A 26,119-nucleotide genomic window follows, 5' to 3' on the forward strand; every position below is an offset into this window, starting at 1 on the left:
TCGGTTGATACCCGACAAACCCTGACAAGAAACCTAAATAAAAGAATGTTATTACCTACTTAGAGTAAATCCCAAAGGCCTCTCTATAGGCATTAGAAAGGTCCCACTCTCCCCAGAAATCTTTCTGCTTACTCTTTTTATCCAGCGCCTCAAGATCAATGGGTTGGTAATAGTACATCGGAACTTTTAAGAGCATACACCAGCCCTTGGCGGGATCTTCTCGAGTGTATTCATAATCTGTGTATTTCGTGACCTCAGAACATTCAGCATTGTTGTGCATGAAAATGTCAGTCCACTCTTTCATAGAAACTGGACTATAGGTGTAACGATAATCCATGACCTTCTCTTTGATCTTTCCATCTTCGCGTACATAGACGAAAGGTGCCACATGAAACCACCATTCAAAATTATAACGACGGATATATTTTCTGGTGAAGAACAAGAAGGCCTTCATCGAACGCACTTGATGCTTCGTGAGCATCTCCCAACTCCACACGTGAGCGCGGTTATAACATTGAGACTCTTGTTGATAACGACGGTTCATCCCTTTATAGATCTTGTAGGCCTGATCATAAGTAGGAATCACACTGGCCCGATACTCTTTAATGGAGTTCTGAGACGTGAACTCCTCCACACTCTTGTCCTCAGGTTCAGGAATACTTTCCACCGCCAGGAGCTCTCGCTCGAAAGTGGTCGTGACATTCACCCACTCCTTCTTTTTGAGGGAAGTCTTGAGATGGGGTATTAGATCCGAGTTCTTATCCAGTCTCGCCACTTTTCCATTGGCCAGATAGATAAGGGTCTCAGACTCTCCCTTTTGAGCATAATCAATTTGCAAAACCTTGGTGGCACTTACCTCCACCGAAGCATAGGCACTCGTTCCTAGGGCAAATACAGAGGCGAGAATTCCAAAAGTCCATTTCATGTTCAAACCTCCAGGTCATAATCTTGGGAAAGATGATTCATTCCTGGACTAAAGCTGTCACCTAAAACTAACCCTAAGTGTTTGAAACTACTGGCCAAATTCTTTTTGTAAACTTTACTTAAAAGCATGATTTTACTGGTGGATTGACGTTCCAATTGATACTCCCCTCCGCAAAATTGGAATCTGTTTCCGGAGGCATCATGAAAAAACATCTTCTCATGTCACTCGCGTTGGTAGTTATGGCCACGCCAGTCTTCGCTCAGTATGACAACCAGGACGATTGCGACGCTGAAACGCAGGACTGTTCAACTCCCGGTGGAGTGAAAGAACCGAACAAAACCATCTATCCATATAGGCCATTTGAGACGGCCAGAATTAATGAACGTCTTCGTGCCTTGAACGAAGGTGATGGCTACATTTCTAACGTTTATGAGATGGAAAAACGTAACCTTAACAGTGCGAACACCAAAGTTCAACCTTGGGGTGGGTCTTATTGGCCTCTTAACGGTGGTCAGATTGCTAACACCTATCAAGATAAAGATTATACAACTCTGATCTTCTCAGCTCGTAAGCACATTGACTGGAAAAAGAACGTTAAAGACTTCAAAAAGCGTTCGGAAGAAATTTATCCCATCATCAATCAGTTGACCGATGAAGAGCTTGCCAAACTTGCTCCCTCTGAAAAGTACGACCTACTTCTTGGTGATACGACCTTCGATCTTACCAACCGCATTTGGGCGTTTGCCGAGAGATGGGGTAATGAAAAGAAATGGGGCTTCCTTTCTGCGATCGAAATTCCTGAAGGCTATCGTATTCCTGATGCCAACAAACTGATGGCAACTTGGGAAGGTATCTGTCACGGATGGGCCGTGGCCGCTGGTCACTATGATCGTCCGGAAAAAACTGTAACAGTGACTCTTCCAAATGGAAGAAAACTTCCTTTCTATCCAAATGACATCAAGGCGCTCATCTCGCTTATGTGGGCCAACTCAACGATCCAATCGAACGTGATCTTTGAAGGTAACCGTTGTAACAAAAAAAATCCTGATAAAGATAAGAACGGTCGCTACATTGATGTTGAAAAAGATCGTGATGATTTAGAACTTATCCCTCGCTGTGCTGACGTTCACCCAGGTATTTTCCACGTTTCAATGGTTAACATCCTCGGTATTGAAGGAAGAAGCTTCGTGGTTGATAAAACCGCCGAGGCCGCAGTAGCAAACCAACCAGTTTCTGGTTATGAACTTTTCTACTATAACCCAAAGACCGGTAAAGAAGGTCCTCTAAGTGATTCCGTGCTTTCTCGCAATGAGTACGGTGAGAAGGATCCATTCCGTGTTTCTCGTAACCCTGAATCAACTCACATCGTTGGTGTTCAGGTGAATCTTAAGTACGTAGACTGGGAATTCCCGAAGAAGAAAGAAGTGAACTCTGAACTAGATGATAAGATCAAGTCTTTTACCTTCAACTATGACCTTGAATTAAACTCTCAAGGTAAAGTGGTTGGTGGCCAGTGGCGTGTTGCTAAGAAAGGTGGCCAAGGTTTTGGTGGTTCAACTCACCAGCCGGACTTCTTCTGGGTCGTTCCACGTGACTGGAGAAATTACTTCGAGCCAGTTGCTGGTCTTCCTGAGTGGAACTTCGCTAAAGGCGTTCCTCCAAAAGAATATAAGGCCGCTGCATGGGCCGCTCACAGCTTCATCTACGAAGAATCAGCACGCTTCTTCGCGGAAAGCCCGAAATGTCCGGTGTTTCCGATGGACGGTGGTGCTCCAATCAAAGTTAACTGTGAGTTTAAATATCCGCGTCCGCAACCGCTCATTCAGGTTGTGAACAAGCTTCTTGAAGAATCTAGAAAGTGGTAATCAGATAAAGAAAGAGCTCCCTAGTGGAGCTCTTCTTTTTTAAGAATTTGTCTCGCCATATCTCCGACGATGTAACCAATCGCATAGGGAGCTGAATCGTGCTCCTGGGCCGACTTGTGATCGAACCCGATTTTGTGGGTCCATTCGTGAGCAAGGTTACTTACTACGCTATCAACCGTAAAGTTCTTGTAAAACTTCCAGTTCGTATTAATCACATTCGTGTCCCCTGTTGTATAACCAATCACTTTCGACCAAGGACGATTGTACATATTGAGATAGAAATTCATCTCACCCGGAGTGTCTTGCTGAAGCGTCTCACGTCCTTCCATGAAGATTCCATAAATCTCTTCATTTGAAAGACCTTTATTTGAAGCGAAAGCTCTCTCGCCTTTTGTGTTACGGAAGTTGATCACACGCTCTTTAAATTCTTCTGAGTTCACCACTTGCTCAAGAACCACAAACGCACGATCAAGCTTCGCACGGGCCTCTTGATTGTAGTTAGTGACCTGCATGCCTTTAACTGCGAGGTAACCCGTCTCTACAGTGGCCGGGTCTAAATATTGAGCGTCCATGGGAGAAAAAATCCCCGGAGCGTGATCATGGTCATGATCAATGATCATTTCTTGTGATTGAGAGTGATTAAGAGAAACAGTGAAAACGAGTGCCAGCGAAAAAATCCATTTTTTCATGGGCCATCCTTGGTATTAAAGTGTGGATAGCTAGCTTGTCGGTCTCTTTCTTTAATTATTGGGCCTTTTTGGCACCACCGGAATTTGGGGTAAAAAGTTCCCGATCCCCTTCCAAAACAGGGTCAAAAATGGGAAAAAAACTCCATGAAACTGCTGACTGTCTTTGCCTTATTCATGGCCCTTGATCTATGGGCCCGCCCCGTGGTGCTTTTGAGCTACTTCGATGCCTTTGATAAGGCCCCCTTCAACAACTCCGAGAAAGTTGCCTTGGCGTTGAATGAGAGGCTAAAAAACCACCCAGATTTTGAATTGAAACTTTGTGCGCTTTCTACGGTGTTTGATAAGTCGTTCGCACAGCTTGAAAATTGCCTTAAAAACGAATCGAGTGCACCGACTTTGATTCTTGGTCTAGGTGAGGCCAACTGTAATTTTAAAATCGAAATCGCGGGCCGAAACTTTGATAAGACCAAGGGCCCGGACAATGAAGGGAATGAAAGAAAAAGCACTAAGATTTTAGCAGAAGGCGAGGCCGCAGTGGCCCTCAACTACCCTTTGGATAAAATGTACTGCTCTCTTGATCAGAAAAATCGCGCGGAGATTGAAGTTTCAAATAATGCCGGAACATTTGTTTGTAATAATCTTGCTTATCAATTTGCTCATTACTATCCGGAAGAGACCTTCGGTTTTATTCATGTTCCAAGTAACAACTGTAAAGATCTTAAATCAAAAACAGAAACGGCGATTGCGAATTTAAGCAAGATGATCCCTGAAGCGCTTAAACACTCTTCGCAACCTCTCCCTATTTACAAGAACGACATTAAGGCCCGTCGAAGATCTTACGAGAGCGATGCTTGCTTAAATGAGTTCTATAAGCGTGTTAAAGGAATTGACGAGAGAGGTCTTTGGACATTTTAAGACTGAGCGTATAGCCGTTCTTATAAAGTCCTCCGATAAAGATCTTGTGCCCCTCTTGAAAAAGATACGGTTCTCTTTTCTGGGCCTTTTCACGCAGACCAACTTTAATCTCACCTTTGTCCATTGGTGGCAGTTCTAAAGCAACAGCATTTGAAATTCGCTGATAAATGGCCTTGAGCTCTTCCATTGGGGGAAGCAAGTGGCCAGTGTCTTCCGTGGTTGAACCAATTAAAAGACGCTTTAACGGTTTGTTCCAGATAAGATTGTCGCCATCTAAGGTAAGTGAGAAAGAATCCATCTCCCATTGGATGAGATCAAATTGGAAATAAGAGCCTTGAACCGGTTTACTTGTTTTTAGTTTTGAAGTCGGGGCCAGATCTTTCCAGAAACGGTTGTAGTTCCCGCCCGCAAAGACCACCTTATCAAACGAATGGCCTCTTCCATCCTGCGTTTTAATATGAACACGTTCGTTCTCTTCGACCTCAATCACTAGATCTTGAATCAGTTCCAAATGATACTGCTCCATGGACTCGGTCTCGCTTAACAACCAATCCGTATAAAGAGTCGGATCAATGAGAAAAGCGTTCTCAGTTGCGATGTAGGTCTCATTTTTAAGAAAAAGTTTTTGAACAGAACCGTTGGGATAACGATTCTTGAACATATCAAGCTTTTCTGTGGCACCGGTGTACTGAACGATTTTTTCCACACCCTTTGGCGATTCTAATTCAACGTGATTTGAGAATTCATTGAAACCGGCCATTAAATTGTCACCTAATGGAGAATGTCCAGAGCTTAAACCTCGAGGAGCAACGATGGCAGTAGAATGAATGGTGCAGGGAAAAGTAAATGCATCAGAATAGAAAACAGTGATTTTCTCAAAGGATTTTTCCTCTTTGGCAAGAGTGTAAATCAAACTTCTTCCAGCGATTCCGCTACCAATAATGGCAAGAGTCGTCAATTTCTATCCTTTATTTTTATTTTTCCCTCACATATTCTCACAAATTCTTGCCATTTTCTACTCTCCATCGTTACCATTTTGATTCGTAATTTTGAGATATATTTTCAGGAGATCTGCCTAATGGCCGCACAGACACTAGACCCGAATGCTATGATTTTTTGTACCACGAAGCTTGGGATTGCCCCTGCTAAAATCATGGCAACTTGTAAACTTCTGTTCGAAGAAGAATGTACGATTCCTTTCATTTCTCGTTACCGTAAAGAAGTAACAGGAAACCTTGATGAAGTTCAGATCCGCGACATCCAAGAGTCATATAATGAGTATGTAGAGACAGAAAAACGTCGTGCTTTCATTCTTGATGCGATTAAGAAGATGGAAGCTCTTACTCCAGAACTTGAGCGTCAAATTAAAGTTGCGACGACTCTTACTCAACTAGAAGATATCTACGCTCCATACAAATCGAAGAAGAAGACGAAGGCCATGATCGCCAAAGACAATGGTCTAGAGCCACTTTCTGAGATGATCCTTAAAGGTGATAAAGACGTTCGTACAATTATCGCTGAGCTTGAAGAGAAATTCGTTAAGCCTTCAGCTGGTAAAGTGAAAGATGTTCAAGATGCCATCAATGGTGCCTGTGACATTATCATGGAATCAATGGCCCATCAGCTAGAGCTTAAAGAAAAAATCCGTCAGACATTTTGGGACTCTGGTGTCATGAAAACTGGTCTTCGTAAAGACGGAGACAAAATCGAAGACGCTGCTAAATTTAAAGACTTCTTTGAGTTCTCTGAGCCACTGGCAAAACTTAAAGATCCAAAAGCTTCTCACCGTTATATGGCCATGAGACGTGGTATGAATCTTAAAGTTCTTAAAGTAGACGCTGAAATTATTCCTGAAGTTGGAATTGGTCTGATTGAAGGTGAGTTTTTCCCTAAGCGCGACAAACTCGCAAACTACGAGCTGCTTAAAAAGTGTGCTGAAAAATCATACACAAACTACATTCAGCCTTCACTTGATCTGGAAGTTAAAAACGAACTTAAAAAGATCGCCGATACTGCGGCCATTTCAGTCTTCGGTGTGAACCTTAAAAACCTTCTTCTTCAACCGTACCTTGGTTCAAAGGCCGTTCTTGGTATTGACCCAGGTGTTCGTACAGGTTGTAAGGTCGTTATCGTAGACCACACTGGTAAGTTCATGGGTGACCATGTGGTTTACCCTCATGAACCAAAGAATGATAAAGTGGGTGCGGCCCAAATTCTTACAAAAATGATTGAGATGTTTAACGTTGAGTACATTGCCATTGGTAACGGTACTTATGGACGTGAGACCCTAGAATTCGTTGAAACTTACATCCCACAAGTGAAAGATGGTAAAGTTAAAGCAACCATGATTTCTGAGGCGGGAGCTTCCATTTACTCAGCTTCTGATATCGCTCGTGAAGAGTTCCCTGATAAAGACGTTACGGTTCGTGGAGCGGTCTCAATTGCTCGTCGTTTCCAGGACCCTCTCGCGGAACTTGTAAAAATTGATCCAAAATCAATTGGTGTGGGCCAATACCAGCACGATGTGAACCAAGTTCAACTTAAAAACAACCTTGAAGCAGTGGTTGAATCATGTGTGAACTTCGTCGGCGTGGATTTAAATACAGCTTCAGCTCCTCTCCTTTCTTACGTTTCAGGTATCGGTCCAACGGTAGCTCAGAATGTTGTGAAATACAGAGATGCCAACGGTGGTTTCAAATCACGTGCAGATCTTTTAAAAGTGACTCGTTTCACACAAAAGGTTTTCGAGCAGTCGGCAGGATTCCTTCGTATTTACAATGGGCCACATCCACTAGATGGAACTTTCATTCACCCTGAGCGCTACCCTGTGCTTGAAGAATGGGTAAAAGCTCATAAAAAAGATCTTAAAGATCTTCTCACAGACGAGTCTCTACAAAATGATCTCGCGACTGATAAGGCGCTTAAAGAAAAGATTGGTGACATTACACTTCAGGATATCGTGAAGTGTTTAAAAGCTCCTTCACAAGATCCACGTACAACGTTTAAGTCAGTTGAGTTTACGAAAGGTATTTCTGAACTTAAAGATCTTAAAATTGGCCAGTGGTATAACGGTGTTGTAACGAACATCGCTATGTTCGGTGCTTTCGTTGACATCGGTATCAAAGAAAACGGTCTGCTTCACATCTCTGAAATGAGTGACCGTTTCGTTGAGAACGCTCTTGATGAACTTAAAGTGGGCCAGGAACTAAAAGTACGCGTGCTCGGTATCGATATGGACCGTCGTCGTATTTCTCTTTCTTGTAAGTCTGATTCGCAAACGGAAGGTGTGACAGGAACTGACCAAGGTCGTCCTCGTCCGGGTAAAGGCGGCGGTTCTCGTCCACAATCTCAACCTATGCAATCAGGACCTCAATTTAAGAACAATGCGTTTGCAGGCCTTAAAGGTCTTCAGCTTAAAAAATGATTTCATTTAGGGTCCCTTCGGGGACCCTGTTTACTTTCTCCAGAGAAAGTAAAATAAGTCGACATCCCCGCTCCCTAACCCCTTAAAATTCAATTCTCCCTTCTGGCATCCGGTTTGATAGAAAAGCCTCATCTATTTGAGGTTTAACTATGAAAACTTGGCTCTTGGCCCTTCTGCTTATTCCTATGACCACTCATGCGGGAATTGACCAATACCCGGAAGACCGCGAGTACACCAATGAAGACAAGGGCTATACCCAATATGGGGCCCCTTCGCTTCACAGAACGGGCAAATACGCCCTGACCTTTGATGATGGTCCTCATAACCAAAAGACCCCTAAAATCTTAGATACGCTTAAAAAATATAAGGCAAAGGCCACCTTCTTCGTGGTCACATCCCAAATTACAGATTCAAACTTCCATATCGTGAAACGGATTCTGGATGAGGGCCATATCCTGGCCTCCCACGGACGCGCTCATGATAATTCGACCAAGATCACAAAGGACGTATGGAAGACCAAGGTTAAGCAATCATTCTTAGACCTTTCTAAGTGGTATAAGAAGGCCGGACACCCCTTTAATAAGTTCTATTACCGCTTTCCATATGCGGCCTACGGTGGACGTAAGGACCATCACCACATGAACACCTTGAAAGAAATCTCCAAAGAACTCTTAAAGGATAACTGTATTCAATTCGCCTTCTGGGACATTGATTCAGGTGACTGGATTCCAGGTATGAGCGCTCAGGAAGTCTTCCAAAACTTTAAGGCGAGTAACGAGGGCGGAAAGTTTATTACTTATAAAACCATGAGAGTGAATGGGAAACTTACTCAAGTGAAAGTCCGCACCGAAATTGAAGATCCGACCCAAGGGGGCGTGGTGCTTCAGCATGATATTCAGGAAAGTAGCGTGGGAGGAACTGAACTGTTCCTACAATATGCCAAAGAGAATCATCTGGAGATCGTCCCTTTAGACCAAGTTGAAGAGTTTAGCGTGAGGAAGAATTGTAAGCTGTAGTTTTTGCGATTTGAACATTCATCGCCATAGGCTCACGCTTAACGGATACTTTCAAAAAGAAGATTCCGGCCAGGGCAGTGAAAATCAGGATGAAGTTTTTCATGGGCTCACCTCTTCGGAAATTCTCCTCCAAACTTGAGATCAAATGTGAGTAATTTTTAATCGATTGTACTTTTTACAGTCGACTCTGGTCCAAACTCATGCGATTTATGGGCGCATTAAACTTACACCCAAGGATTAAGCATGAAATTTCTCACTGTAATTGCTTTATTATCACTATCAGTATCTTCATTCGCTGGCAGACTTATTAAGGCCGGTGGTTCATGTCATAGCACTGTAGATCCATCAATTTCAGCGGCCGCTCAAACAGCAGAAGTTACAAAATGTGCTGAAAAAGAAGCTCGAATCGCACTTAACCGTCAATGCTCAGGCGCGGACTATTATATTTCTAACGACAATATCGCTCAAAGAACTGTTAAACAATCGGCCAATCAATATGGCCGAACAATCACTGTTTCAGCTACGGCCGTTGGTAGCTGCGAAAGATTCAACCAATTCTAAAACAATAAAGCCCCTCGCAAGAGGGGCTTTTTTTTATCCAAAATTCATCACAACCTAATTGAAATGAATTCCAGCTAGTTGAACATGTTAAGGTCACAAATTGTGACTTTAGAGGGTTCAAGTCATGAAAATCATTTCCGACATAAAAGTCGGGATTATGCGGTCTATGTGAGTTCTAAACTTTTCGTCGTCTTCGCTCCCAGCTCTTTTAGATTCTCCATCCTCGAGGCGAGACTTCCTTTCCCTGTCATCATTCGTGATTTGAGGTCCTCAAAAGAATCTCCTACGCGCTTAATTTGGTTCTGCATGCTATCGAGGTCCTGTGCCACACCAACGAATTTATCGTAAAGAGCACCTGCCTGACGGGCAATCTCGATGGCGTTCTTAGTTTGTCGTTCTTGCTTCCAGAGACTCGCGACCGTTCTTAGAGTCGCAAGTAAGGTAGAAGGACCAACCAGCATGATGTTGCGGTCCCAAGCGTGATTAAAGAGCTCACGATCCTTCTGCATAGCGAGCATAAAGGCACCTTCAATCGGAATAAAGAGCATCACGTAATCCGGAGTTTGAAGTTTATCCAGGCGCTGATAGTTCTTAGAAGAAAGACCCTTGATGTGAGCATAGAGAGAATCTAAGAAGTGAGATAGATCTTCTTCCTGCCCTTCATTCACAAAGCGCTCATAAGCAACAAGACTCACCTTTGAGTCCACGATCAAATGCTTATTCTCTGGTAGATGAATCACCACATCCGGTTGCATGGTGCGACCGTCTTCATCTTTAAGACCCATCTCCTTCCCTTGAAGAATAAATTCTTCGCCGTTTCGAAGACCAGAGGCCTCAAGGAGTTTTTCGAGAATCATCTCGCCCCAGTTCCCTTGCATTTTCACGTCACCTTTAAGAGCACGCGTGAGGTTTTCCGTCTCAGAAGTCATCTTCTGGCCCGTCATCACAATACGCTCAATCTCAGCGTGAAGCTTCAGACGATCTTTTGTATCGGTGAGATGCATCTCTTCCACTTTCTTTTGGAAGTCAGACATCTTCTCCCTGAAAGGATTCAGAACTAGTTCCATTCCGCGAAGAGAATCTTCACGAAAGCGACGAGATTTTTCTTCAAAAATTTCCTGAGTAAGAGCTTTGAGCCTGAGTTCTAATTTTTCAGATGACTCGATGTGGGCCTTTTCTTGAATGGCGAGTTTCTCTTTTAAGATCCCGTGCTCAAGCAATAGCTTCTGAACTCGGAAGTGATAAACTGCAAGGCCTGCGATGAAGGCCCCAATAGCACTTAAAATTACTAATGCCATTCTAACTCCTTGATAACTCAATTATATTCTGGGCCAAAACAGAAAAGAAAGCTAAAGATTGTATCCGACTATTCCGAATGGTTATTGTGAGATTTTTAATTTTCGTTCTTATTCTCTTCTCTGTGCAGATAGTTCACGCCTGTGAACTAGTAGAAATCATTCACAATGAGAAAAAAGTAAAAGTCTGTTTCGATAAAAAAACCGAACTTTATCTTTCCGAAGACTGCAAAGACATTGAAAAATGTTTTCTGCAAAAGAAAATCGAATTCAAATTTTTCCCAGATCAGAGTCCAGGCTTCTCGCTTTGCTACCAATTAGAGGGAAAACCTTTTTTTGCAAGGGTTGTAGGACAGAAAGAAAAAGTTCCTATGTGCTATAAAGCACCCTACTATGTGGACCAGGAACATCTCTTCATGAGTTTCAAACAGGTGAAACCATGAAATTCCTAATTCTCCTTCTTCTTAGTTTTGAGGTCATGGCGCAAGTTGCTCAAAAAGATTGCACGCCCACTGATATTAGAAACACCAATCCGAATATTCGCGATAGTAAAGAAATGCGTGAGCACTTCTCTACTCCACGCAACCAAGACTCCATCGGCTGGTGTTATGCCTTTGCGGGTGCAGACCTCATGTCGGCAGAAATGAAGACCCCCATTTCTTCACTTCATACAAGTCTCATTTATAGTCAGTATAGAGAAATGAGCACGATGGATTACTTGAAAGAGCTAGTGGATCCAACTCCGACTCCAATAAAAAAATACAACACGAGAAACTTCAAGTTCATCAAAGAAAGTGGATTCGTGGACATCGCCATCATTGCTTTAAACCAGCGCGGAAGAGTTTGCGCAGAGAAGGCCCTTCCTTTTGATCAACACTTAGGCCGCACCACGATGAGTCTCATTCGCAAAATGGAAGACATTAAACTCAGTGTGATTAATAAAAAGCTTCAAGAGAAACTCGTCTGCGAAGAGATCAGCAAAGTTCTTCCGGATTATGGTCTCAATACATTGGATTTTGAAATGGTCTCTCACTCACTCATGAAAGACCGCTTGGATACGACATTGGATCTGATGGTACGCCAGTATTGTAAGAGAAATATCGTGAGAGTTCCTGCGAGAACTGTAAACTCTCTTTACCCTAAATCAGCAACGCCTAAGAACTTCTTCGATACCATTAATCAAACTTTGAATGTAGGACGCCCCCTGGCCTATTATTATGATGTTAAAAGTGTGGCGACCTTCTCGGGATTACATGCCAGTATTATTACCGCTCGTCGCTGGAATCAGGGCAAGTGCGAATATAAAATCCGCAATACATGGGGTAAGAGCTGCGCCTACTACCAAAAGGGAATCGATTGTAATCGTGAAGAAGGCTCTTTTTGGCTTTCGGACGAAAAACTCAAAAACTCTTCTACCCTCGTCCAGTATTTGACCGAATAGTCCCCTATTGAAATAGTTGTGAATTCTCCTAAAATAAAAGCATGTCTAAGAAAAAAGATTCCAATGCCCTGACCCTTCATGTGAACCAGGACCTGGCCCGGAAGTTCCAAGAAGCGGCCCAAAAGAAATCCGAGATTCGGGATTTTATTAATGAGTTTTTGGTCCAGTTTCTTTCTGAGGACACTAAGACCGCTTATATTAAAGACCTTCAGTTCTTCTTCGACTTTTTAAAATCCGGTAATGTGCAAATCTCTCATCCAAATGAAATTAAGAGTTATCACTTCCAGATTTATCGTGATCACTTAATGGAGCGTGGTCTTGCTTCGGCCACTATTAACCGTCGCCTGGTTTGCATTCGCTCATTCATGAAATGGGCCATTGCTGCTCGTCTGATTGAGTTTAATCCGCTCGACACTGTAAAACTGCCTAAGGTCCAGACTGAATCACCAACAGTGGCGTTTGATGATGAAGAAGTGGTTCAGATGATGAACGCTCCGGACCTAAACACTCATAAAGGAAAAACTCATCGCCTCATCATGGTGATGCTGTTTCACCTTGGTCTTCGCCGCTCAGAACTTACGAATCTTAAAATGCATCAAATCGTGCATGACCGCACTCATTGGGTCCTACGCATTCAAGGAAAGGGCGATAAGCTTCGTTTGATTCCGATGAATGAAACCGTCTATGAAGAGATTAAGCTTTATGTGGCCCATTTAAATGATAATGGCATCCAACTGGGCCCAGAAGATTACCTTCTTCAAACTGAGATTAAACACAAGAACGATAAACCCATGGATGGCTCGACCATCTTTCGCGTGATCGAACGATACGCTAAGCAATTAGGCATCAATAAATCAGTCTCTCCTCACTCATGCCGGGCCACGGTGATTTCTCACCTTCTGGACACTCGTCATGCGGCCATTCGTGATGTGGCGACCTTCGCGGGCCACTCGAATATCACAACCACAGAACGCTACGACAAACGTCGTAAGAACCTGGACAAGAGTGCTGCTTACGAAGTGGACTACGAGGCCCCTCTTAAAAAGAACGGCTAAGCGGTCTTTAAATTTCCGGAATTTTTCTGATAGTGGTTTCTCACTAGCTCTCTGGTGTGTGCGACAAAGTTTTTAATGTTCTTCACACTCGCCGGATGGGCACCAGCAAGTTTCTCATAAGAGATAAAAAGATAGACCTTCTTTTCTTTCGAGAAATCAAAGCTCGACTGAACCGAGAGATCTGCAAAGTTACAAGGAATGGCATCTTCCTTTCGAGAAGAATACATAAGATTAAAAGCAAACTGCGAGAGGTGATTTTTAAGCTCAGGGAGCTCTTTACCATGCCCCTGGCCAAGCATCTCAGTATTCAGAAGAATCCTTAAATTTGAGCTCTGAGAGATCTTTTTCATGAAGGTATCTGAATCAACTGAGAACAAAAGTCCCGCAGTTGTGATCTGCTCCAATGCCACCAGATGAGCATCTCTGAAGTTTGTTCCATACTCCATCAGCACTTTTGATTTAAGACGAATACGGAAATCACGCTTGGGAAGTTTTCCTTTTAAAAGATTGATCAGAACGAAATCTTTATAGGTCGTTTTATTAAAACATTCCGCAATCGACATGCCTTTAAAAGGTCCTGTCCCTGAAATAAACGAAAGCTCAATCGGGCAGAATGGATCAACACCACTCATGAGATGAGTTTGATTCAGGATATACTTCTCATAAAGGTCATGCATGGTAGTTTGATGAACTTTATTTTCCGTACGGATCCAGACAGGAATAAGACTCAGACGCGCCAGTGCCGCTTCACGGTTTTTATAGTCCTCAGAAAGAACAGGATCATTCTCCATCTGCGTTTTAATCAGGTCACAAGTCTCAAAAAAATCCGCCCAATGGAAAACAACGTTTCCGTTTTCACACAAAACAAATTCTTCACCCAAAGTTTTAGTCAGAGCATTTTCAGCGATGAATGACGAAGAGAAAAACTGTGTAATGTTTTGAAGGGCCATAAAATCCTCTTATGCAGATGAAGATTCATCCTGAATCTCGTTCTATTTTACCTTCATCTGGGAAAAACTTTTAAAAAATTCTGACCATTATCCCAGACTTCGGACAATCGCTACAAATGATTGATTTTCCTTTCGGAAGTGGGCAAACGAGAAATAGCTAAAAATGAGTGAAATCCCGAATGGAATCACCAAACTCATCACTATGTGACTGAAATCTAACTGAACGGGAAGCTGTCTTTCGACAAAAATATCAGGCATCAAATCGTGACCATATCCCTCAAGTAATTTTAGTGTAATATAGCCAAAAATTCCCCCTATCACCACCGTCAATGCCGAGAGAATGAGAGTAAATTTAAAACACAGTCCTACCAGTTGTTTTTGGGCCATTCCGAGGATCCAAAAACTCATCAGATCGCGGCGGATTTTTGAGTAGAAAATCATAAGACCCGACGTAATGGCAATCGCCACCAGTAAGCTCATGCTGATGAATAAAAACAACATCACTTTGGTTTCCAGATTTAGCGACCACACCAGGGCCTCATTCATCTTTTCCCAGCTTAAATGACGTTTTTCTACTTGAGTGGGAACATTCAGCACTTTTTCTAAGACTTCCGGAGACACGGCACCAAAGAGACGAATTTGGTTCACACCTGGGGCACGGAGGAGGTTTTGCACCATTCCCACTCGCGACCAAATTTCAAATTCATCAACTTCTGAAAGTTCTGTGTAAAGATAATCAGAAAGAGTTTCCGTCACAAAACGTGGTACTTCACCCATGATGGAATCAGTCACACCTGGTGCGATGATTTGAACTTCATCTAAGAACTGCAGATGAATTTTACCTGCAAGTTCACTTCCCATCACGAGACCCTTAAAGTCTTTGTCCTGAAGAAACTCAGGCTTCTCATCATCCAAATCAATTCCATGAAGCTTTGCGGGTGCCACAAAATTGCGGGACTTCAACATGACTTCAGTTTCTAATTCAGAATAAAAGTGAATGCCCTCTTTAATGAGAATGTCTTTAATGGGAGCAAGTGATTCGGCCGTTGGTTCTTCAAAGATAATTAAATGAGAACCATGAATGGCCTTAGAACGAGCGATCAGACCCTTTTGAAGTCCTCCCATAATTCCTTGAATGACCATCAAACTGAAGGCCGAGAGAAAAAGACCCACCACCGCGATAAACAACAGGCGCTGGCGAGTCTTTGCTCTCAGGATATACGAGAAGAAGTATCTAAAAAAAGGCCAAACTTTCATTAAAGGTCGTAGAACTTTTTCTTATCACTGATCATCATGGATAAGAATGGAGCGATTTGATATCGGTCTTTGTTTACGTCTTTGGCAAAATTCGAAAGACGCTCGGCAATCTGATCTAGTCCTTCCTGATCGGCCCACTTACATAGACCACCTCTGAAGGGAGGAAAACCAGTTCCGTAGATCATACCTACGTCAACCGTCGAGGCCTTGTCTACAATTCTATCAGCGAAAATGTATGCGGCCTCGTTCACCATAGGAAGGAACAAGCGCATTTGAATTTCCATTTCGTCTTTACGAATTTTCTTCTGCGGAAGAAGTTTTGCAATGTCAGGGTTCTTCCCTGTTACTTTGCCTTTATCGTCGTAAAGGTAGAAGCCTTTGTTGTTTTTCTTACCAAGAAGTTTAGCATCATAAAGTTTTGTTGAAAGAGAACTTGGATTTGCTCTCTCACCTAGACCATCATGCATGATCTTTCCTACTTTCACACACACGTCTAGACCGATCTCATCCATCAGACGACATGGGCCCATTGGCATACCGAAATTAAGGGCCGCTTCATCCAGCGCCTCAACCGAAACACCTTCCTCAAGAAGGAAGGCCGCTTCATTTAAGTAGGGAGCAAGAATACGGTTCACCAGGAAGCCTGGACCGTCTTTCACAACGATTGGTGTTTTCTTGGCGTCCAGAGTCCACTTAACGAGGGAATCAATAGTTTCTTTCGAAGCGCGCTCATGGGTGATGATCTCAACCAGCGGCATTTTATTAACTGGGTTAAAGAAGTGAAGGCCCGCGAAGCGCTCTGGTTTTCTTAATGCCTTACTCATCTCTTCCACAGAAAGTGAAGATGTGTTTGAGGTGAGAAGCGCATCTGGACGAACGTATTCCTCAAGCTCAGCGAATACTTTCTTTTTAAGGTCCATATTTTCAACCACGGCCTCGACAACAAGATCAACGGCCTTAAAGCCTTCGAAGTTAAGTGTCGGCTCAATGGAGCGCATTTTACGGTTAAACTCATCTTCCGTCATACGACGCTTTTTAAGTGCACCTGAGAAATTCTGAGAAGCTTGTTTAAGACCCAGCTCTAATGCCTGCGGAGTGATGTCTTTCATGAGCGGAGCTTGATTTGATTGAGCGAACAACCAAGCAATACCACCACCCATCACACCAGCACCAAGAACCGCGCCCTTCTTGACTGTCGGGAGCTTATCTTTGTTTTCAAGTTTCTTCGTATTATCAGTCAGGAAGAAAATATGCTGAAGATTTTTACTTTGCACACTTTGAGAAAGTTCAGCGAAGGCCTGTGCTTCTAGAGTTAGGTAGTCAGTACGGTTTTTACCGGCACCAGATTCAAGAACTTCAAGAATTTTTAGAGGAGCAGGATAAAAACCTTTTGATGTTTCAAGCACCTTCTCACGAGCTTTCTGGAAAATAATTTTGCGAGTCAGGAAGTTGTCCATGGCCGCAGCACTCATCTCTTCCTTCATGGTTTTCTTCTTGCCAGTTTTCTTTTCAAGAAGATAAGTTTTCGCCAGTTCCTGCATACGCTCAGTTGGTAACATCGCGTCCGCTAGACCCATCTTAAGAGCGTTTTTCCCCCTGATCTGACGACCAGTGAGAATCATATCCATGGCAGTTGTAAGACCAACTTTTTTCGGAAGACGGTATGTTCCGCCGAAACCAGGAAGCACTCCCAGCATCACTTCCGGAAGACCTAAAGCTGTTTTAGGGGAATCAGAGATGAAAATCTTTTTACAAGCAAGAGAGAGCTCAAGACCACCACCAAGACAAATACCATCAACCAAAGCAACGGTTGGCATTTTCAAATCATCAAGAGCATTAAAGATTGAATGAGCTTCATCTAGAGCGCGAAGAGCTTCGGCCTCAGATTTAAGACCATTGATCACAGAAATATCTACACCGGCCAGAAACACACCTGGCTTATGTGAAAAGAACACCAGACCTTTAACGGCGTTCTTTTTATCCAGCTCAGCGGCCTCAAGAATGGCTTTCTTTAGCTCTTCAAGAGTTTCTTTAGTGAAAGTCGTCATGGATTTCTTTTCGAACTTTCCGAAACCCACCCACATCAATTCATTTTTAATTTCAACCGTAAGATTTTGGTAACTCATATTGAACTCCAATTACACTTTAAGGTTTTCGATGATGACAGCGCCACCTTGTCCACCACCGATACAAAGAGTGGCAAGACCGTACTTCTCTTTACGGCGCTTCAACTCGTGAGCAAGAGTCACAACCAGACGAGCACCAGTTGAACCAACTGGGTGTCCTAGAGCAATCCCTCCGCCGTTCACGTTTAATTTCTCAAGTGGAAGCTCACCGATTGTTTCTTCAATGCCCCAACGACTTGAAAGAGACTTATCTTTCATCACTTTTTGACAAGCAAGTACTTGGGCCGCGAAAGCTTCGTTTAGTTCAAAGAGATTGATATCAGACATCTTAAGACCTGTGCGCTTTAATACTCCATGAGTCGCAAGCACTGGACCTAGACCCATTCTCTCCGGCTCGAGACCATGGAAGTGGTAATCCATCATACGTGCCATTGGCTCTAAGTTGTATTTCTTAACTGCTTCTTCCGAAGCAAGTAACCACATTGAACCGCCGTCAGTGATTGGACAAGCATTACCAACAGTGACTGTCCCCGTTTCTTTCTCAAAGTAAGGCTTAAGTTTTCCCAGACCTTCGACAGTTGAATTCGCGCGGAAACCAAGATCATCAGCAATCATCTTATCGAGCTTGTTACCAGCAGTAATTGGAAGGATCTCTTCACGGAATCTTCCTTCTTTTGTGGCGGCAGCGGCCTTGTGGTGAGACATGTTGGCGAACTCATCCTGCTCACGACGAGAGATTCCTAATTCACGGGCCAGTGTCTCTGCTGTTTGGCCCATGTTTCTTCCACAGAAAGGATCTGTTAGACCTTGTTCAATCGCAATGATCGGGGCCAGGAAGTTTGGACGGAAAGTTGAAAATACTTTTAATTTTTGAGCCGTTGATTTTGCTTTCATGAGTTCAACAAAGAAATTGGTCATTTCTTTGTTATAAAGAAGCGGCATCTGAGACATGCTCTCCACACCACCGGCGAAGATCAAATCATTTCTACCAGAAGCGATTTTGTCATAGGCCTGAGAAAGCGCTTCCATTCCCGAAGCACAGTTACGGTGAACAGAATAACCAGAAGTTTTCTTATGAAGACCGGCCTCTAAAGCGATCACGCGGCCCACGTTTGGATATTTTGCTGGAGTCCCAGTGTTACCCACAATCACTTCATCAATTTGATCCAGGGGAAGTGCGTACTTATCGACTAAGTGACGAATCAAATAGTGTCCAAGATACGGAGCTGCAATGTCTTTAAGTTCTGCACCAGCTTTCACCTGCGGAGTACGCTTACCATCAACGAGATACACGGGTTTCATATGAATTCCTTTTCATAGGGATTTTTGAATAATTAAGACCAGAATATTTTAAATCAGGAATGGTAAGAGATTAAGATAAAAGCAAAACAGTCAGGCATAAAAAAAGGCCCCATAAGGAGCCTTTTTTCGAGGGGAGTATCATCAGGTGATGGAGTCTAGAAAAGGACAACAAGACCTGCAAAAACTGATAGTGCGTTAGCTGAAGTGATGTCTTTACCAAGATCTTTTAGACGCTGCTCATCCGGCGAGTTAAAAGAGTTGTTCTTGCTCTTGCTTGAACCACTGCTTAAACCAGTTGAATAAGCTGCCTCTAGGTTAAGACCGAAACCACGAGTGATCATGATCTCTGAACCGGCCATAAGTGTTCCGTTGAAGAAGTTAGTTGTGTGCTCTTCGTTACCGTAATTTTGCATACCATAATACGGGTTATTGTAAGAGTACTGGTTGTTCTCAGAGTACTTCAGGCTTGCGCGCTGGTAACCAGCACCGAATCCAAGGTATGGACGGAAACGCTCACCGTTAGTAATAAAGAACTTACCATAAAGATCCAGACCCATTGATTTATACTGAATCTCACGACCTTGCTGTCCATATACGTTATAGTAATTACCATAACCGTAGTTGTTCCCACCAAAGTCATTTGTGTTTAACTGAGCATAGTTAACACCAACACCGATTGAGAAGCGAGAGTTGATGTTTGACTCTAAACGAAGACCAGCGGCAAGTGACGCTTCAAGTTCTTCTTTCTCACCTTGGTATGAAGTACCACCAGCATAAGGAAGAAGTTTGATTGTTTCGAATGAGCCAGTTTGCACGGCCGGTGCAACTTCAGCGGTAGAAACAACTGGTGCGGCCTGCTGAACTTGAACTTGTTGTTCAACTTCTTCTGGCTCCACTTCGGCGCGCTTTTGCTTGTTCTTCAGATATTTATTTTTGTAAGGGTCACATTCAGCTGAATCTGACTCTTCCATAATACAACGAAGTTTTTTCTGATTCTCTTCGTACTTGTTGTTAAATTCTTTGATCGCCTGAGTAGACTCGATCTTTTGATCAATGTACTCGTCCTGGCTATCAAGTAGTTTTTCAGTTTGGTTCGTTAGCTTACCAAGGTCTTTCGCCTTTTCTTTATTCAGCTGAGTGCCCATTTTTTGCTTTCTGAGCTCTCCGCGAATTTGCTCTAACTCGCCATCTGTTACTGGTTTCTCTTCTGCAAGATAACCATCAACGTTAATTGGGGCAGAATTTAAAACTTGCTCTTCGCCCTGCTGAGCATAGGCCGTAGCGAAGCTTAGGGACAACGCTAGAACCAATAGGTTTCTCGATTTCATACACTCCTCCTCGAAAGGAAATGACAATTTGCGTCAACTATAGAGGAAATGTGTGGAGGTCGAAAGGCAAAGAAGCCTTGAGGGTAAATTTTACACTGAGTGTCAAAAATATTTTCTATTTATAGAAGCTTGTAATAGCAGTACTTACAGTCAGGGTTTTGCTCAAATTGGCTTTTCAATATATTCAACTGCTTACCGATAACACTGTTCGGACTTTCAATAAGATAGTCCTTCATTTTTTTGGTAAAAGCGATCCCAATAGAGATGGCCACGGTTAGCACCAGAAGGTACTCAATCGCTGTTTGGCCTTTCTTATTGCGGATAAAACGAATCATGGACCTATTATAGCTCAATTTGCTTCCACACCATAGCATAGGGCCAAAAGTCCCAGTGAGCGGTAACGGAAAGGTCCCCAATACTCGAACCCCTCAATAACTCGATCCCCTTCTGAAATGTCCATTGGCAATTTTGAGAGGACCGGTCCCTCAGATTTTCTATCTATTCTGAGAGGCCTTAAATCTAAGGTCGCTCCACCAAAATGAGTGGACTCAGTGGCACCTTTATCAAAAGGCATGAATTCAGAATCAGCATTGAAAGAATCCTGCAGACCCTTGTCATAAAACTCTGACTTTGAACCTGGAAGCTCCGGATAAGGCCAGTGATAATAAGAGAGATCTGCTCCACGGGCCATCACTCGATAAGGACGTTCTGATCCAAGAAGATCAGAGCTAGTCATAAAAGTCAGAGAAGTCGGCGGAAAAGGAGCAGTGATTCTTTTCACTGGGGCCATCTGTGATTTTCTAAAAAGCGAATAAGGAGATCGAAGACTAAAAGGAACTTCTTCCGGTAGATGCGAGAAGAAGAGAACTCTCTCCCCTGAAATCACACCTTCAAAACTTGCGAGGAGAAGATTTTCAAACTTGTTCTCATGCATTTGCCAGAACTGAACCGAACTCTCCTTATAGTCACCACCTAACAGAGTTAAACGACGCTTTAACTGGGTCGTTAAAAAGAAGTCTTGGAGGCGATAAATAGGAGATAGAAGACGGAAGAAATAATAAGGAAGCTCTTCCGGTAATAGTTTGGTTTTAAGCTTTTCTTCGGCCGATAGACCTAGGAGATGCAAGAGTCCAGCGAACTTCAAGTTTTTAGAGGCGTTGTATTCTTCGTTTAGAAGTTTTCCAAATCTTTCATACACAGTCTTTAGCCACTTTGGTCCTTGAAGATCAAAGCGCTGACCCTTCGTACGCTGACTTGATTCAAAACACTGAGACTCATAACGACGGAGCTCCGTCATGAAAATCGCAGCAAAGGCCTCTTCCTGCTCAGCATAGACTTGATCGAGATCACTCGCCTCAATGAGTTCAGGATATTTTCTTAGAACTTCTTTTAAATTGGAAAGTGGTGACCCCCCAAGTTTTAAACGAAGGGATTCAGTGGCGAACTCAAGCCTTGCTGGAATAAGAAATTGTCTCAGATCCAGAAGTTCAGGGACATCAAACTTCTTACCAATACGAAGAAGGGCCAGGATCTCCATCTCAGAGAGAAAATGTCCTGGGTAGTTGTCCACTGAGAAACGTTTATCGTCGATCAAAAGTGTTGAACGGTTTCTATGAAGAGAAATGATCCCACGAACCAGGGACATTAAACTCATTCCTACCAGAATTTCCTGATAACGATTCTTTAACATGAGATTACTTGCTCCCGCGCCTTCTGATAATTCTTAAACATCGAATCAAGCATACCATGACTTCCTTCCTGTGCATGGGTATTCAGCCAGGCCAGGAACTGTTCCGGAGTATTCACCTCAGTCATCTTCTCCATGTCCCGGGCCACATCGTATTCTGTGGAACGGTGATGGAAAGGACCACAGCTAATTTTAGACGAGCCGGCGACGAGGGGCTCAAGCACCGAATGGATACTGCCTTCAAAGCCTCCCCCAACATAGCTTCTTCCAAAATCTGAATAGAGCTCACAAAGGATGCCCTTCTTATTCACCAGAATGGTTTGAGAATTCTTATAGCTTTGAGTTTGATTATTAATTTCAAATACAGGACGACCAAGATTATCCAGTCCTTCACGGAAGAGATTGAGAATTTCATCACTAAGTTGATGAGGCACTACCACGAGAAAGATATCTTCTGGCAAATCACGCAGGAGAAAAAGATCACTTGGCCAGGCGTTCCCGACAATCAGGCGCTTCTCTCGAGGGATGAGATTAATGTGAGTATAAAAATCCGGATAAAGACCAAAGTGGCTTTGGAACTTCTCTACCCGTCCATCCATTCGACGGCGGATCTGCTCCACTCTGAAATCATAAACGATTCCCGGGAACCCCATTTTTCTTCCTTCTTCTTCATCTTGAGAAGAAGCATAGACGATGGTGCTGGCGTTTTTTAAAAAGAGTTTTTTCCAGAACGATACAGATTTTCCACGACTGCGCTCTTTCTTAAAAGTCATCCATACGAGTTTGAGGGTATGGTCCTTCTTTAAGCTCCAAAGAAGAAGCTCTGGTAGAAGATCGTAGCGAACCATGATGAGGGTCTTAGCAGTTACCCAGCAACTGAATGAACGACGAGCAATCGGAAAGAGTCTTACCATCGGATAACGAAGGTAGCGAATCTGACTAGGGTATTTTCCCGCAAGCTGCATGATCGCCTTCTCCACACTTGGAGAGAAGAAAACCAACTCAATTTTTTTTCCTGCCGCTAGAGCATCGGTAATAAGAGGAGCGACCTGCTGATACTCTCCTTCCGAAGAGAATTCAAAACACATATCTGCCACAATGCCTTTCTCACGAAAGGAATGGGCCAGGGACTCAAACTTGTTTCTTTTTTCAAAGCGCTCACGGTCCTCAACTTTTGAGTTCCAAAACAATAAAAGTGAAACCAGGCGAATAAGAGGAAAATAGAAAAACCAAAACAGGATCCAGACGAGAGTTCTCATCGGGCCCCCATCATTTCCAGGGCGTTGGTTTTGACTTCATCCACTGAGATGTCCAACATGCAGTAAAGCTTATCGCGATAACAAGGAGTCTTACCGGTGGTTGAGCAAGGCTTACAGAACATTTCTTTTGAAATGTATCTTGAGTTAGATCCGTGAGGAGCAAAACCAAACTTTGGATCCGTGGGCCCAAAGAGCGTTAAACATGGCACTCCATAGGCCTCAGCAATATGGTTCATCCCTGAATCGTTTCCAATACAAAGCTTGGCATGAGCGAGAACACTCATACTTTGCTTCAAAGATGTCTTCCCTTGAAGGTTATGGAAACGATCCGATTGAATTTCGTTAAACACGTCACAAAATTTATCATCTGGACCTGCGAGAACCACATAATGGTAAGACGTCTCGTTCAAAAGTTTTTTTGCGAGTTCCACGAAGGACTCTACCGGCCAGCGCTTATAAAGGAACGAAGCTGACGGAGCAAGAACAACGTACTCTCCCGGGATGGGATAAACTGGAAGCTCTGAGAGGGAAGTCAATTCCTGATGAGGACCTTTTCTGAAATCAATCGTGCGACGTTTGGCACGACCATCCTGAAAGACTCCTTCAAAATCTTTGAGAATTCTTTCCACCTGGGTCTCAAGACCGAAGAACCTACTATTAAAAAGGCGTTTTAATTTTACACTCTTAATTTTTGTGAGAAGGAATCTTTCCCAGCGGCGCTTATCAACGGTCAAGGCCGGAATGTTCCAGTAAGTGAGTTTTAAGCGAAACGAGCGAAGAGTGGCATGAAGGTCGAGAATAAGATCAATCGGTTCCTTGTTATCTAGATCATCAATCTTTTTAACCAGGTCCTTCCACTTCTCCCCTTTTCTGCGATCAAATCCGATCACATGATCAACTTCCGGATGAGTATCTAGCAGGGACACAAACTCTTGGGCCGTGACAAAAGAAAACTTCGCCTCAGGTCCTAAAAGGGCCCGTAGCCAATTGATGGTAGCTGTTTGAAGGACCACGTCCCCCATACTGGAGAAGCGGACTAAGAGAATATGCATGGGAAAATTATAGTCTACAGCCCCATGAAGATGAAAGGCTGATTTTCAGTTTGCTGCTTTTTAAAACCATTCTGGTTGTACGATTCGCGGAATTTTAGGTAGCGCTCCCAGTTTTTCTTTCCATGAAGCTTTTCTAATTTGGAGTGAAAGGCCTCTTCCATGTCAATCATCTGGCGACGCTCTTTGAAAGTAAGTTCTCGCATGGGATCTTTCTTCCAAAATTCAGAGGTCGCTCTGAAAAACTCATCACGGATTTTGTTATGTTCAGCGATTTTTTCGTCTGTCATTCCGAGTTTTTCTGTGAAAAAGTCGTGACGATCGTTTTCCATCTTCTCGCCAGCGTCCTGAAACTCAGTCTCCTCAAAGCCCAAAAACTCAGGAGTTGAAACTCCCTGCTCTTTTTTAGGCGCGGCCGTCGTTTCCTTCACCACCTGCTTAATGACAGGTTTAATGACGGTTTCTTTTTCCACCACGACCTTCTCGATGACTTCCTTCTCATCTTTTTGAGTCAGAAGAAAGTAACCAAGAACAAAATTAAGAACGAGACTGAGTCCCAGAATGCCTTTCATCATTTGTTTAATAGCTTCGCAGCTTCTTTCGCAAAGTAAGTAAGGATAATATCTGCACCGGCGCGACGGAAACAAGTTAGTGTTTCAAGGATCGCCTTATCATTATCAAGCCAGCCATTCTGAGCGGCGGCCTTTAACATCGCATACTCGCCAGAGATGTTATAAGCAGCAATGGGAAGTGTGCTCATTTCTTTCAAACGATAGATGATATCAAGGTAAGGAAGACCGGGTTTTACCATCAGAATGTCAGCACCTTCGGCCATATCGAGTTCAGCTTCGCGAAGAGCTTCTGTCGAGTTAGCTGGATCCATTTGATAAGTTTTTTTATCACCCTTCTTAGGAGCAGAATCAAGAGCATCACGGAAAGGACCGTAGAAGCTTGAAGCATATTTTGCGGTGTAACTCATGATGAGTTTATTCTGATGAGATGACTCATCTAGTGCCATACGAATGTAACCAACGCGGCCATCCATCATGTCCGATGGACCGATGATATCAGCTCCAGCTTCAGCTTCACACAGAGCTTGCTTTGCTAGAACTTCCAGAGTTGGATCATTCATGATCTCACCAGTTTTTGGATCAACCAAACCATCATGACCATCTGAAGAATAAGGATCAAGGGCGATGTCACCCATCACCAGCATTCCTGGAACGGCCTCTTTCACCGCACGGATTGAACGAAAATTCAGACCATCACGGTTATAGGCCTCACGAGCATCAGGAGTTTTAAGTTTCTCATCAATTGCTGGAAAAAGTGCCACACACTTCACTCCTAGAGAGTAAAGTTCCTTCACTTCTTTCACGAGTTCATCAATGGAAAGACGAGACTGGCCCGGCATCGATTTAATAGGAATGTTTTGATTTTTTCCGTCGATCACAAACAAAGGAGCAATTAAGTGATCCGGAGAGAGATAAGATTCACGAACCATCGAACGAATAACTTCGTTTTGGCGATTTCTACGAGGACGATTGAGCATCATATATTAGGCCTTCTGCATGGATTTAAACACGAGAGCATACATCTGCATCTGTTTCATCATGGCCGCTAAACCATTGGTGCGGTTCATAGATAGATGTTCTGTAATGCCCACTTCTTTTAAAAATTCTGGTTTGGTGGCAAGGATTTCATCCGGAGTTGCATCAGAGTAAACACTCACCAGTAACCCTACGATGCCTTTGACTAATACGGCATCAGAGTCTGCATAAAAATACACGCGGCCATCTTTAAATTCTGGATACAACCACACCTGTGACTGACATCCTTTCACTTTGTATTTTTCTTCGCGCTTATCTTCCGGATAGGCGGCGAGTCCGCGGCCCAGTTGAATGAGTTCTTTGTAGCGGTCTTCCCAGTCATTAAACTTAAGAAAACGTTCTTTAACCTGAGTGGTTCTCTCTAGCAT

Annotated in this window: 25 protein-coding genes; 8 read left to right on the plus strand and 17 right to left on the minus strand. The window is 43.3% G+C overall.

Annotated features, from left to right (window positions below; all coding sequences use genetic code 11):
* Positions 1-55: 55 nt before the first annotated feature.
* Positions 56-925 (minus strand): protein-glutamine glutaminase family protein, encoded by an 870-nt coding sequence (locus tag ACJVC5_RS16570; RefSeq protein WP_408096651.1) that lies wholly within the window; start codon positions 923-925, stop codon positions 56-58.
* 200 nt (positions 926-1,125) lie between these two features.
* Between ACJVC5_RS16570 and ACJVC5_RS16575 the strand changes: the two genes are divergently transcribed.
* The gene (locus tag ACJVC5_RS16575) at positions 1,126-2,790 is read left to right on the plus strand and encodes a hypothetical protein (RefSeq protein WP_408096652.1); all 1,665 of its coding nucleotides are present in this window, start codon (positions 1,126-1,128) and stop codon (positions 2,788-2,790) included.
* A gap of 20 nt (positions 2,791-2,810) precedes the next feature.
* Here ACJVC5_RS16575 and ACJVC5_RS16580 read toward each other — a convergent pair whose 3' ends face one another.
* The gene (locus ACJVC5_RS16580) at positions 2,811-3,479 is read right to left on the minus strand and encodes a hypothetical protein (protein WP_408096653.1); all 669 of its coding nucleotides are present in this window, start codon (positions 3,477-3,479) and stop codon (positions 2,811-2,813) included.
* Positions 3,480-3,623: 144 nt separating this feature from the next.
* Between ACJVC5_RS16580 and ACJVC5_RS16585 the strand changes: the two genes are divergently transcribed.
* On the plus strand, positions 3,624-4,394 hold the full coding sequence (locus ACJVC5_RS16585; protein ID WP_408096654.1) for a hypothetical protein: 771 nt from the start codon (positions 3,624-3,626) through the stop codon (positions 4,392-4,394).
* Here the strand turns inward: ACJVC5_RS16585 and ACJVC5_RS16590 are convergent.
* Positions 4,357-5,352: an FAD-dependent oxidoreductase gene (locus ACJVC5_RS16590; RefSeq protein ID WP_408096655.1), complete on the minus strand. Its 996-nt coding sequence runs from the start codon at positions 5,350-5,352 to the stop codon at positions 4,357-4,359. The genes ACJVC5_RS16585 and ACJVC5_RS16590 overlap by 38 nt on opposite strands.
* 120 nt (positions 5,353-5,472) lie before the next feature.
* Between ACJVC5_RS16590 and ACJVC5_RS16595 the strand changes: the two genes are divergently transcribed.
* On the plus strand, positions 5,473-7,818 hold the full coding sequence (locus tag ACJVC5_RS16595; RefSeq protein WP_408096656.1) for a Tex family protein: 2,346 nt from the start codon (positions 5,473-5,475) through the stop codon (positions 7,816-7,818).
* Between the two features lie 149 nt (positions 7,819-7,967).
* On the plus strand, positions 7,968-8,834 hold the full coding sequence (locus ACJVC5_RS16600; RefSeq protein WP_408096657.1) for a polysaccharide deacetylase family protein: 867 nt from the start codon (positions 7,968-7,970) through the stop codon (positions 8,832-8,834).
* Here ACJVC5_RS16600 and ACJVC5_RS16605 read toward each other — a convergent pair.
* Entirely contained in the window at positions 8,806-8,937 is a 132-nt protein-coding gene (locus ACJVC5_RS16605) for a hypothetical protein (protein WP_408096658.1), read from the minus strand. The genes ACJVC5_RS16600 and ACJVC5_RS16605 overlap by 29 nt on opposite strands.
* A 140-nt stretch (positions 8,938-9,077) precedes the next feature.
* Here ACJVC5_RS16605 and ACJVC5_RS16610 point away from each other — a divergent pair, with 140 nt between their 5' ends.
* On the plus strand, positions 9,078-9,395 hold the full coding sequence (locus ACJVC5_RS16610; RefSeq protein ID WP_408096659.1) for a hypothetical protein: 318 nt from the start codon (positions 9,078-9,080) through the stop codon (positions 9,393-9,395).
* A 164-nt stretch (positions 9,396-9,559) separates the two neighbouring features.
* Here the strand turns inward: ACJVC5_RS16610 and ACJVC5_RS16615 are convergent, their stop codons facing one another.
* The gene (locus ACJVC5_RS16615; protein WP_408096660.1) at positions 9,560-10,693 is read right to left on the minus strand and encodes a DNA recombination protein RmuC; all 1,134 of its coding nucleotides are present in this window, start codon (positions 10,691-10,693) and stop codon (positions 9,560-9,562) included.
* Positions 10,694-10,815: 122 nt separating this feature from the next.
* Here ACJVC5_RS16615 and ACJVC5_RS16620 point away from each other — a divergent pair, with 122 nt between their 5' ends.
* Genes ACJVC5_RS16620 through ACJVC5_RS16630 form a run of 3 tightly spaced genes read left to right on the plus strand, consistent with a single transcriptional unit; the run spans position 10,816 to position 13,186 of the window.
* Positions 10,816-11,133, plus strand: coding sequence for a hypothetical protein (locus tag ACJVC5_RS16620; RefSeq protein WP_408096661.1), 318 nt, complete (start codon positions 10,816-10,818; stop codon positions 11,131-11,133).
* Positions 11,130-12,131 carry a hypothetical protein gene (locus ACJVC5_RS16625; RefSeq protein WP_408096662.1) on the plus strand — a complete coding sequence of 334 codons (1,002 nt, stop codon included), beginning with the start codon at positions 11,130-11,132 and terminating at the stop codon, positions 12,129-12,131. The genes ACJVC5_RS16620 and ACJVC5_RS16625 overlap by 4 nt, the downstream gene beginning before the upstream one ends.
* A gap of 41 nt (positions 12,132-12,172) precedes the next feature.
* A complete protein-coding gene (locus ACJVC5_RS16630; protein ID WP_408096663.1) occupies positions 12,173-13,186 on the plus strand; it encodes a tyrosine-type recombinase/integrase in 1,014 nt (337 codons plus the stop codon).
* Here ACJVC5_RS16630 and ACJVC5_RS16635 read toward each other — a convergent pair.
* The 12 genes from ACJVC5_RS16635 to ACJVC5_RS16690 all read right to left on the minus strand — a co-directional run bounded on the left by ACJVC5_RS16635 (position 13,183) and on the right by ACJVC5_RS16690 (position 26,119).
* Positions 13,183-14,136, minus strand: a complete 954-nt coding sequence (locus ACJVC5_RS16635; RefSeq protein WP_408096664.1) for a hypothetical protein — start codon at positions 14,134-14,136, stop codon at positions 13,183-13,185. The genes ACJVC5_RS16630 and ACJVC5_RS16635 overlap by 4 nt on opposite strands.
* A gap of 87 nt (positions 14,137-14,223) precedes the next feature.
* The gene (locus ACJVC5_RS16640; RefSeq protein WP_408096665.1) at positions 14,224-15,393 is read right to left on the minus strand and encodes an ABC transporter permease; all 1,170 of its coding nucleotides are present in this window, start codon (positions 15,391-15,393) and stop codon (positions 14,224-14,226) included.
* Positions 15,393-17,519, minus strand: a complete 2,127-nt coding sequence (locus ACJVC5_RS16645) for a 3-hydroxyacyl-CoA dehydrogenase NAD-binding domain-containing protein (protein ID WP_408096666.1) — start codon at positions 17,517-17,519, stop codon at positions 15,393-15,395. The genes ACJVC5_RS16640 and ACJVC5_RS16645 overlap by 1 nt, the downstream gene beginning before the upstream one ends.
* A gap of 12 nt (positions 17,520-17,531) precedes the next feature.
* A complete protein-coding gene (locus ACJVC5_RS16650) occupies positions 17,532-18,821 on the minus strand; it encodes a thiolase family protein (protein WP_408096667.1) in 1,290 nt (429 codons plus the stop codon).
* Between the two features lie 155 nt (positions 18,822-18,976).
* Positions 18,977-20,149 (minus strand): outer membrane beta-barrel protein, encoded by a 1,173-nt coding sequence (locus ACJVC5_RS16655; protein ID WP_408096668.1) that lies wholly within the window; start codon positions 20,147-20,149, stop codon positions 18,977-18,979.
* Positions 20,150-20,268: 119 nt separating this feature from the next.
* Positions 20,269-20,484: a Flp family type IVb pilin gene (locus ACJVC5_RS16660; protein WP_408096669.1), complete on the minus strand. Its 216-nt coding sequence runs from the start codon at positions 20,482-20,484 to the stop codon at positions 20,269-20,271.
* Between the two features lie 14 nt (positions 20,485-20,498).
* Entirely contained in the window at positions 20,499-21,839 is a 1,341-nt protein-coding gene (locus tag ACJVC5_RS16665; protein ID WP_408096670.1) for a hypothetical protein, read from the minus strand.
* The gene (locus ACJVC5_RS16670; protein WP_408096671.1) at positions 21,833-23,095 is read right to left on the minus strand and encodes a hypothetical protein; all 1,263 of its coding nucleotides are present in this window, start codon (positions 23,093-23,095) and stop codon (positions 21,833-21,835) included. The genes ACJVC5_RS16665 and ACJVC5_RS16670 overlap by 7 nt, the downstream gene beginning before the upstream one ends.
* A complete protein-coding gene (locus tag ACJVC5_RS16675; protein WP_408096672.1) occupies positions 23,092-24,147 on the minus strand; it encodes a glycosyltransferase family 9 protein in 1,056 nt (351 codons plus the stop codon). The genes ACJVC5_RS16670 and ACJVC5_RS16675 overlap by 4 nt, the downstream gene beginning before the upstream one ends.
* Before the next feature lie 14 nt (positions 24,148-24,161).
* The gene (locus tag ACJVC5_RS16680) at positions 24,162-24,719 is read right to left on the minus strand and encodes a hypothetical protein (RefSeq protein WP_408096673.1); all 558 of its coding nucleotides are present in this window, start codon (positions 24,717-24,719) and stop codon (positions 24,162-24,164) included.
* Positions 24,716-25,696: a porphobilinogen synthase gene (hemB, locus tag ACJVC5_RS16685; RefSeq protein ID WP_408096674.1), complete on the minus strand. Its 981-nt coding sequence runs from the start codon at positions 25,694-25,696 to the stop codon at positions 24,716-24,718. Before hemB ends, ACJVC5_RS16680 begins: the two co-directional genes overlap by 4 nt.
* A 3-nt stretch (positions 25,697-25,699) precedes the next feature.
* A complete protein-coding gene (locus ACJVC5_RS16690; protein ID WP_408099251.1) occupies positions 25,700-26,119 on the minus strand; it encodes a SufE family protein in 420 nt (139 codons plus the stop codon).

Source organism: Peredibacter sp. HCB2-198, assembly GCF_045999315.1.
GTDB lineage: Bacteria > Bdellovibrionota > Bacteriovoracia > Bacteriovoracales > Bacteriovoracaceae > Peredibacter.

Bases quoted from the DNA above. Each gene is read 5' to 3' on its own strand.
- ACJVC5_RS16570 (WP_408096651.1), bottom strand. From the start codon at position 925: ATGAAATGGACTTTTGGAATTCTCGCCTCTGTATTTGCCCTAGGAACG.
- ACJVC5_RS16575 (WP_408096652.1), top strand. From the start codon at position 1,126: ATGAAAAAACATCTTCTCATGTCACTCGCGTTGGTAGTTATGGCCACG.
- ACJVC5_RS16580 (WP_408096653.1), bottom strand. From the start codon at position 3,479: ATGAAAAAATGGATTTTTTCGCTGGCACTCGTTTTCACTGTTTCTCTT.
- ACJVC5_RS16585 (WP_408096654.1), top strand. From the start codon at position 3,624: ATGAAACTGCTGACTGTCTTTGCCTTATTCATGGCCCTTGATCTATGG.
- ACJVC5_RS16595 (WP_408096656.1), top strand. From the start codon at position 5,473: ATGGCCGCACAGACACTAGACCCGAATGCTATGATTTTTTGTACCACG.
- ACJVC5_RS16600 (WP_408096657.1), top strand. From the start codon at position 7,968: ATGAAAACTTGGCTCTTGGCCCTTCTGCTTATTCCTATGACCACTCAT.
- ACJVC5_RS16605 (WP_408096658.1), bottom strand. From the start codon at position 8,937: ATGAAAAACTTCATCCTGATTTTCACTGCCCTGGCCGGAATCTTCTTT.
- ACJVC5_RS16610 (WP_408096659.1), top strand. From the start codon at position 9,078: ATGAAATTTCTCACTGTAATTGCTTTATTATCACTATCAGTATCTTCA.
- ACJVC5_RS16615 (WP_408096660.1), bottom strand. From the start codon at position 10,693: ATGGCATTAGTAATTTTAAGTGCTATTGGGGCCTTCATCGCAGGCCTT.
- ACJVC5_RS16625 (WP_408096662.1), top strand. From the start codon at position 11,130: ATGAAATTCCTAATTCTCCTTCTTCTTAGTTTTGAGGTCATGGCGCAA.
- ACJVC5_RS16630 (WP_408096663.1), top strand. From the start codon at position 12,173: ATGTCTAAGAAAAAAGATTCCAATGCCCTGACCCTTCATGTGAACCAG.
- ACJVC5_RS16635 (WP_408096664.1), bottom strand. From the start codon at position 14,136: ATGGCCCTTCAAAACATTACACAGTTTTTCTCTTCGTCATTCATCGCT.
- ACJVC5_RS16640 (WP_408096665.1), bottom strand. From the start codon at position 15,393: ATGAAAGTTTGGCCTTTTTTTAGATACTTCTTCTCGTATATCCTGAGA.
- ACJVC5_RS16645 (WP_408096666.1), bottom strand. From the start codon at position 17,519: ATGAGTTACCAAAATCTTACGGTTGAAATTAAAAATGAATTGATGTGG.
- ACJVC5_RS16650 (WP_408096667.1), bottom strand. From the start codon at position 18,821: ATGAAACCCGTGTATCTCGTTGATGGTAAGCGTACTCCGCAGGTGAAA.
- ACJVC5_RS16655 (WP_408096668.1), bottom strand. From the start codon at position 20,149: ATGAAATCGAGAAACCTATTGGTTCTAGCGTTGTCCCTAAGCTTCGCT.
- ACJVC5_RS16660 (WP_408096669.1), bottom strand. From the start codon at position 20,484: ATGATTCGTTTTATCCGCAATAAGAAAGGCCAAACAGCGATTGAGTAC.
- ACJVC5_RS16665 (WP_408096670.1), bottom strand. From the start codon at position 21,839: ATGTTAAAGAATCGTTATCAGGAAATTCTGGTAGGAATGAGTTTAATG.
- ACJVC5_RS16670 (WP_408096671.1), bottom strand. From the start codon at position 23,095: ATGAGAACTCTCGTCTGGATCCTGTTTTGGTTTTTCTATTTTCCTCTT.
- ACJVC5_RS16675 (WP_408096672.1), bottom strand. From the start codon at position 24,147: ATGCATATTCTCTTAGTCCGCTTCTCCAGTATGGGGGACGTGGTCCTT.
- ACJVC5_RS16680 (WP_408096673.1), bottom strand. From the start codon at position 24,719: ATGATGAAAGGCATTCTGGGACTCAGTCTCGTTCTTAATTTTGTTCTT.
- hemB (WP_408096674.1), bottom strand. From the start codon at position 25,696: ATGATGCTCAATCGTCCTCGTAGAAATCGCCAAAACGAAGTTATTCGT.
- ACJVC5_RS16690 (WP_408099251.1), bottom strand. From the start codon at position 26,119: ATGCTAGAGAGAACCACTCAGGTTAAAGAACGTTTTCTTAAGTTTAAT.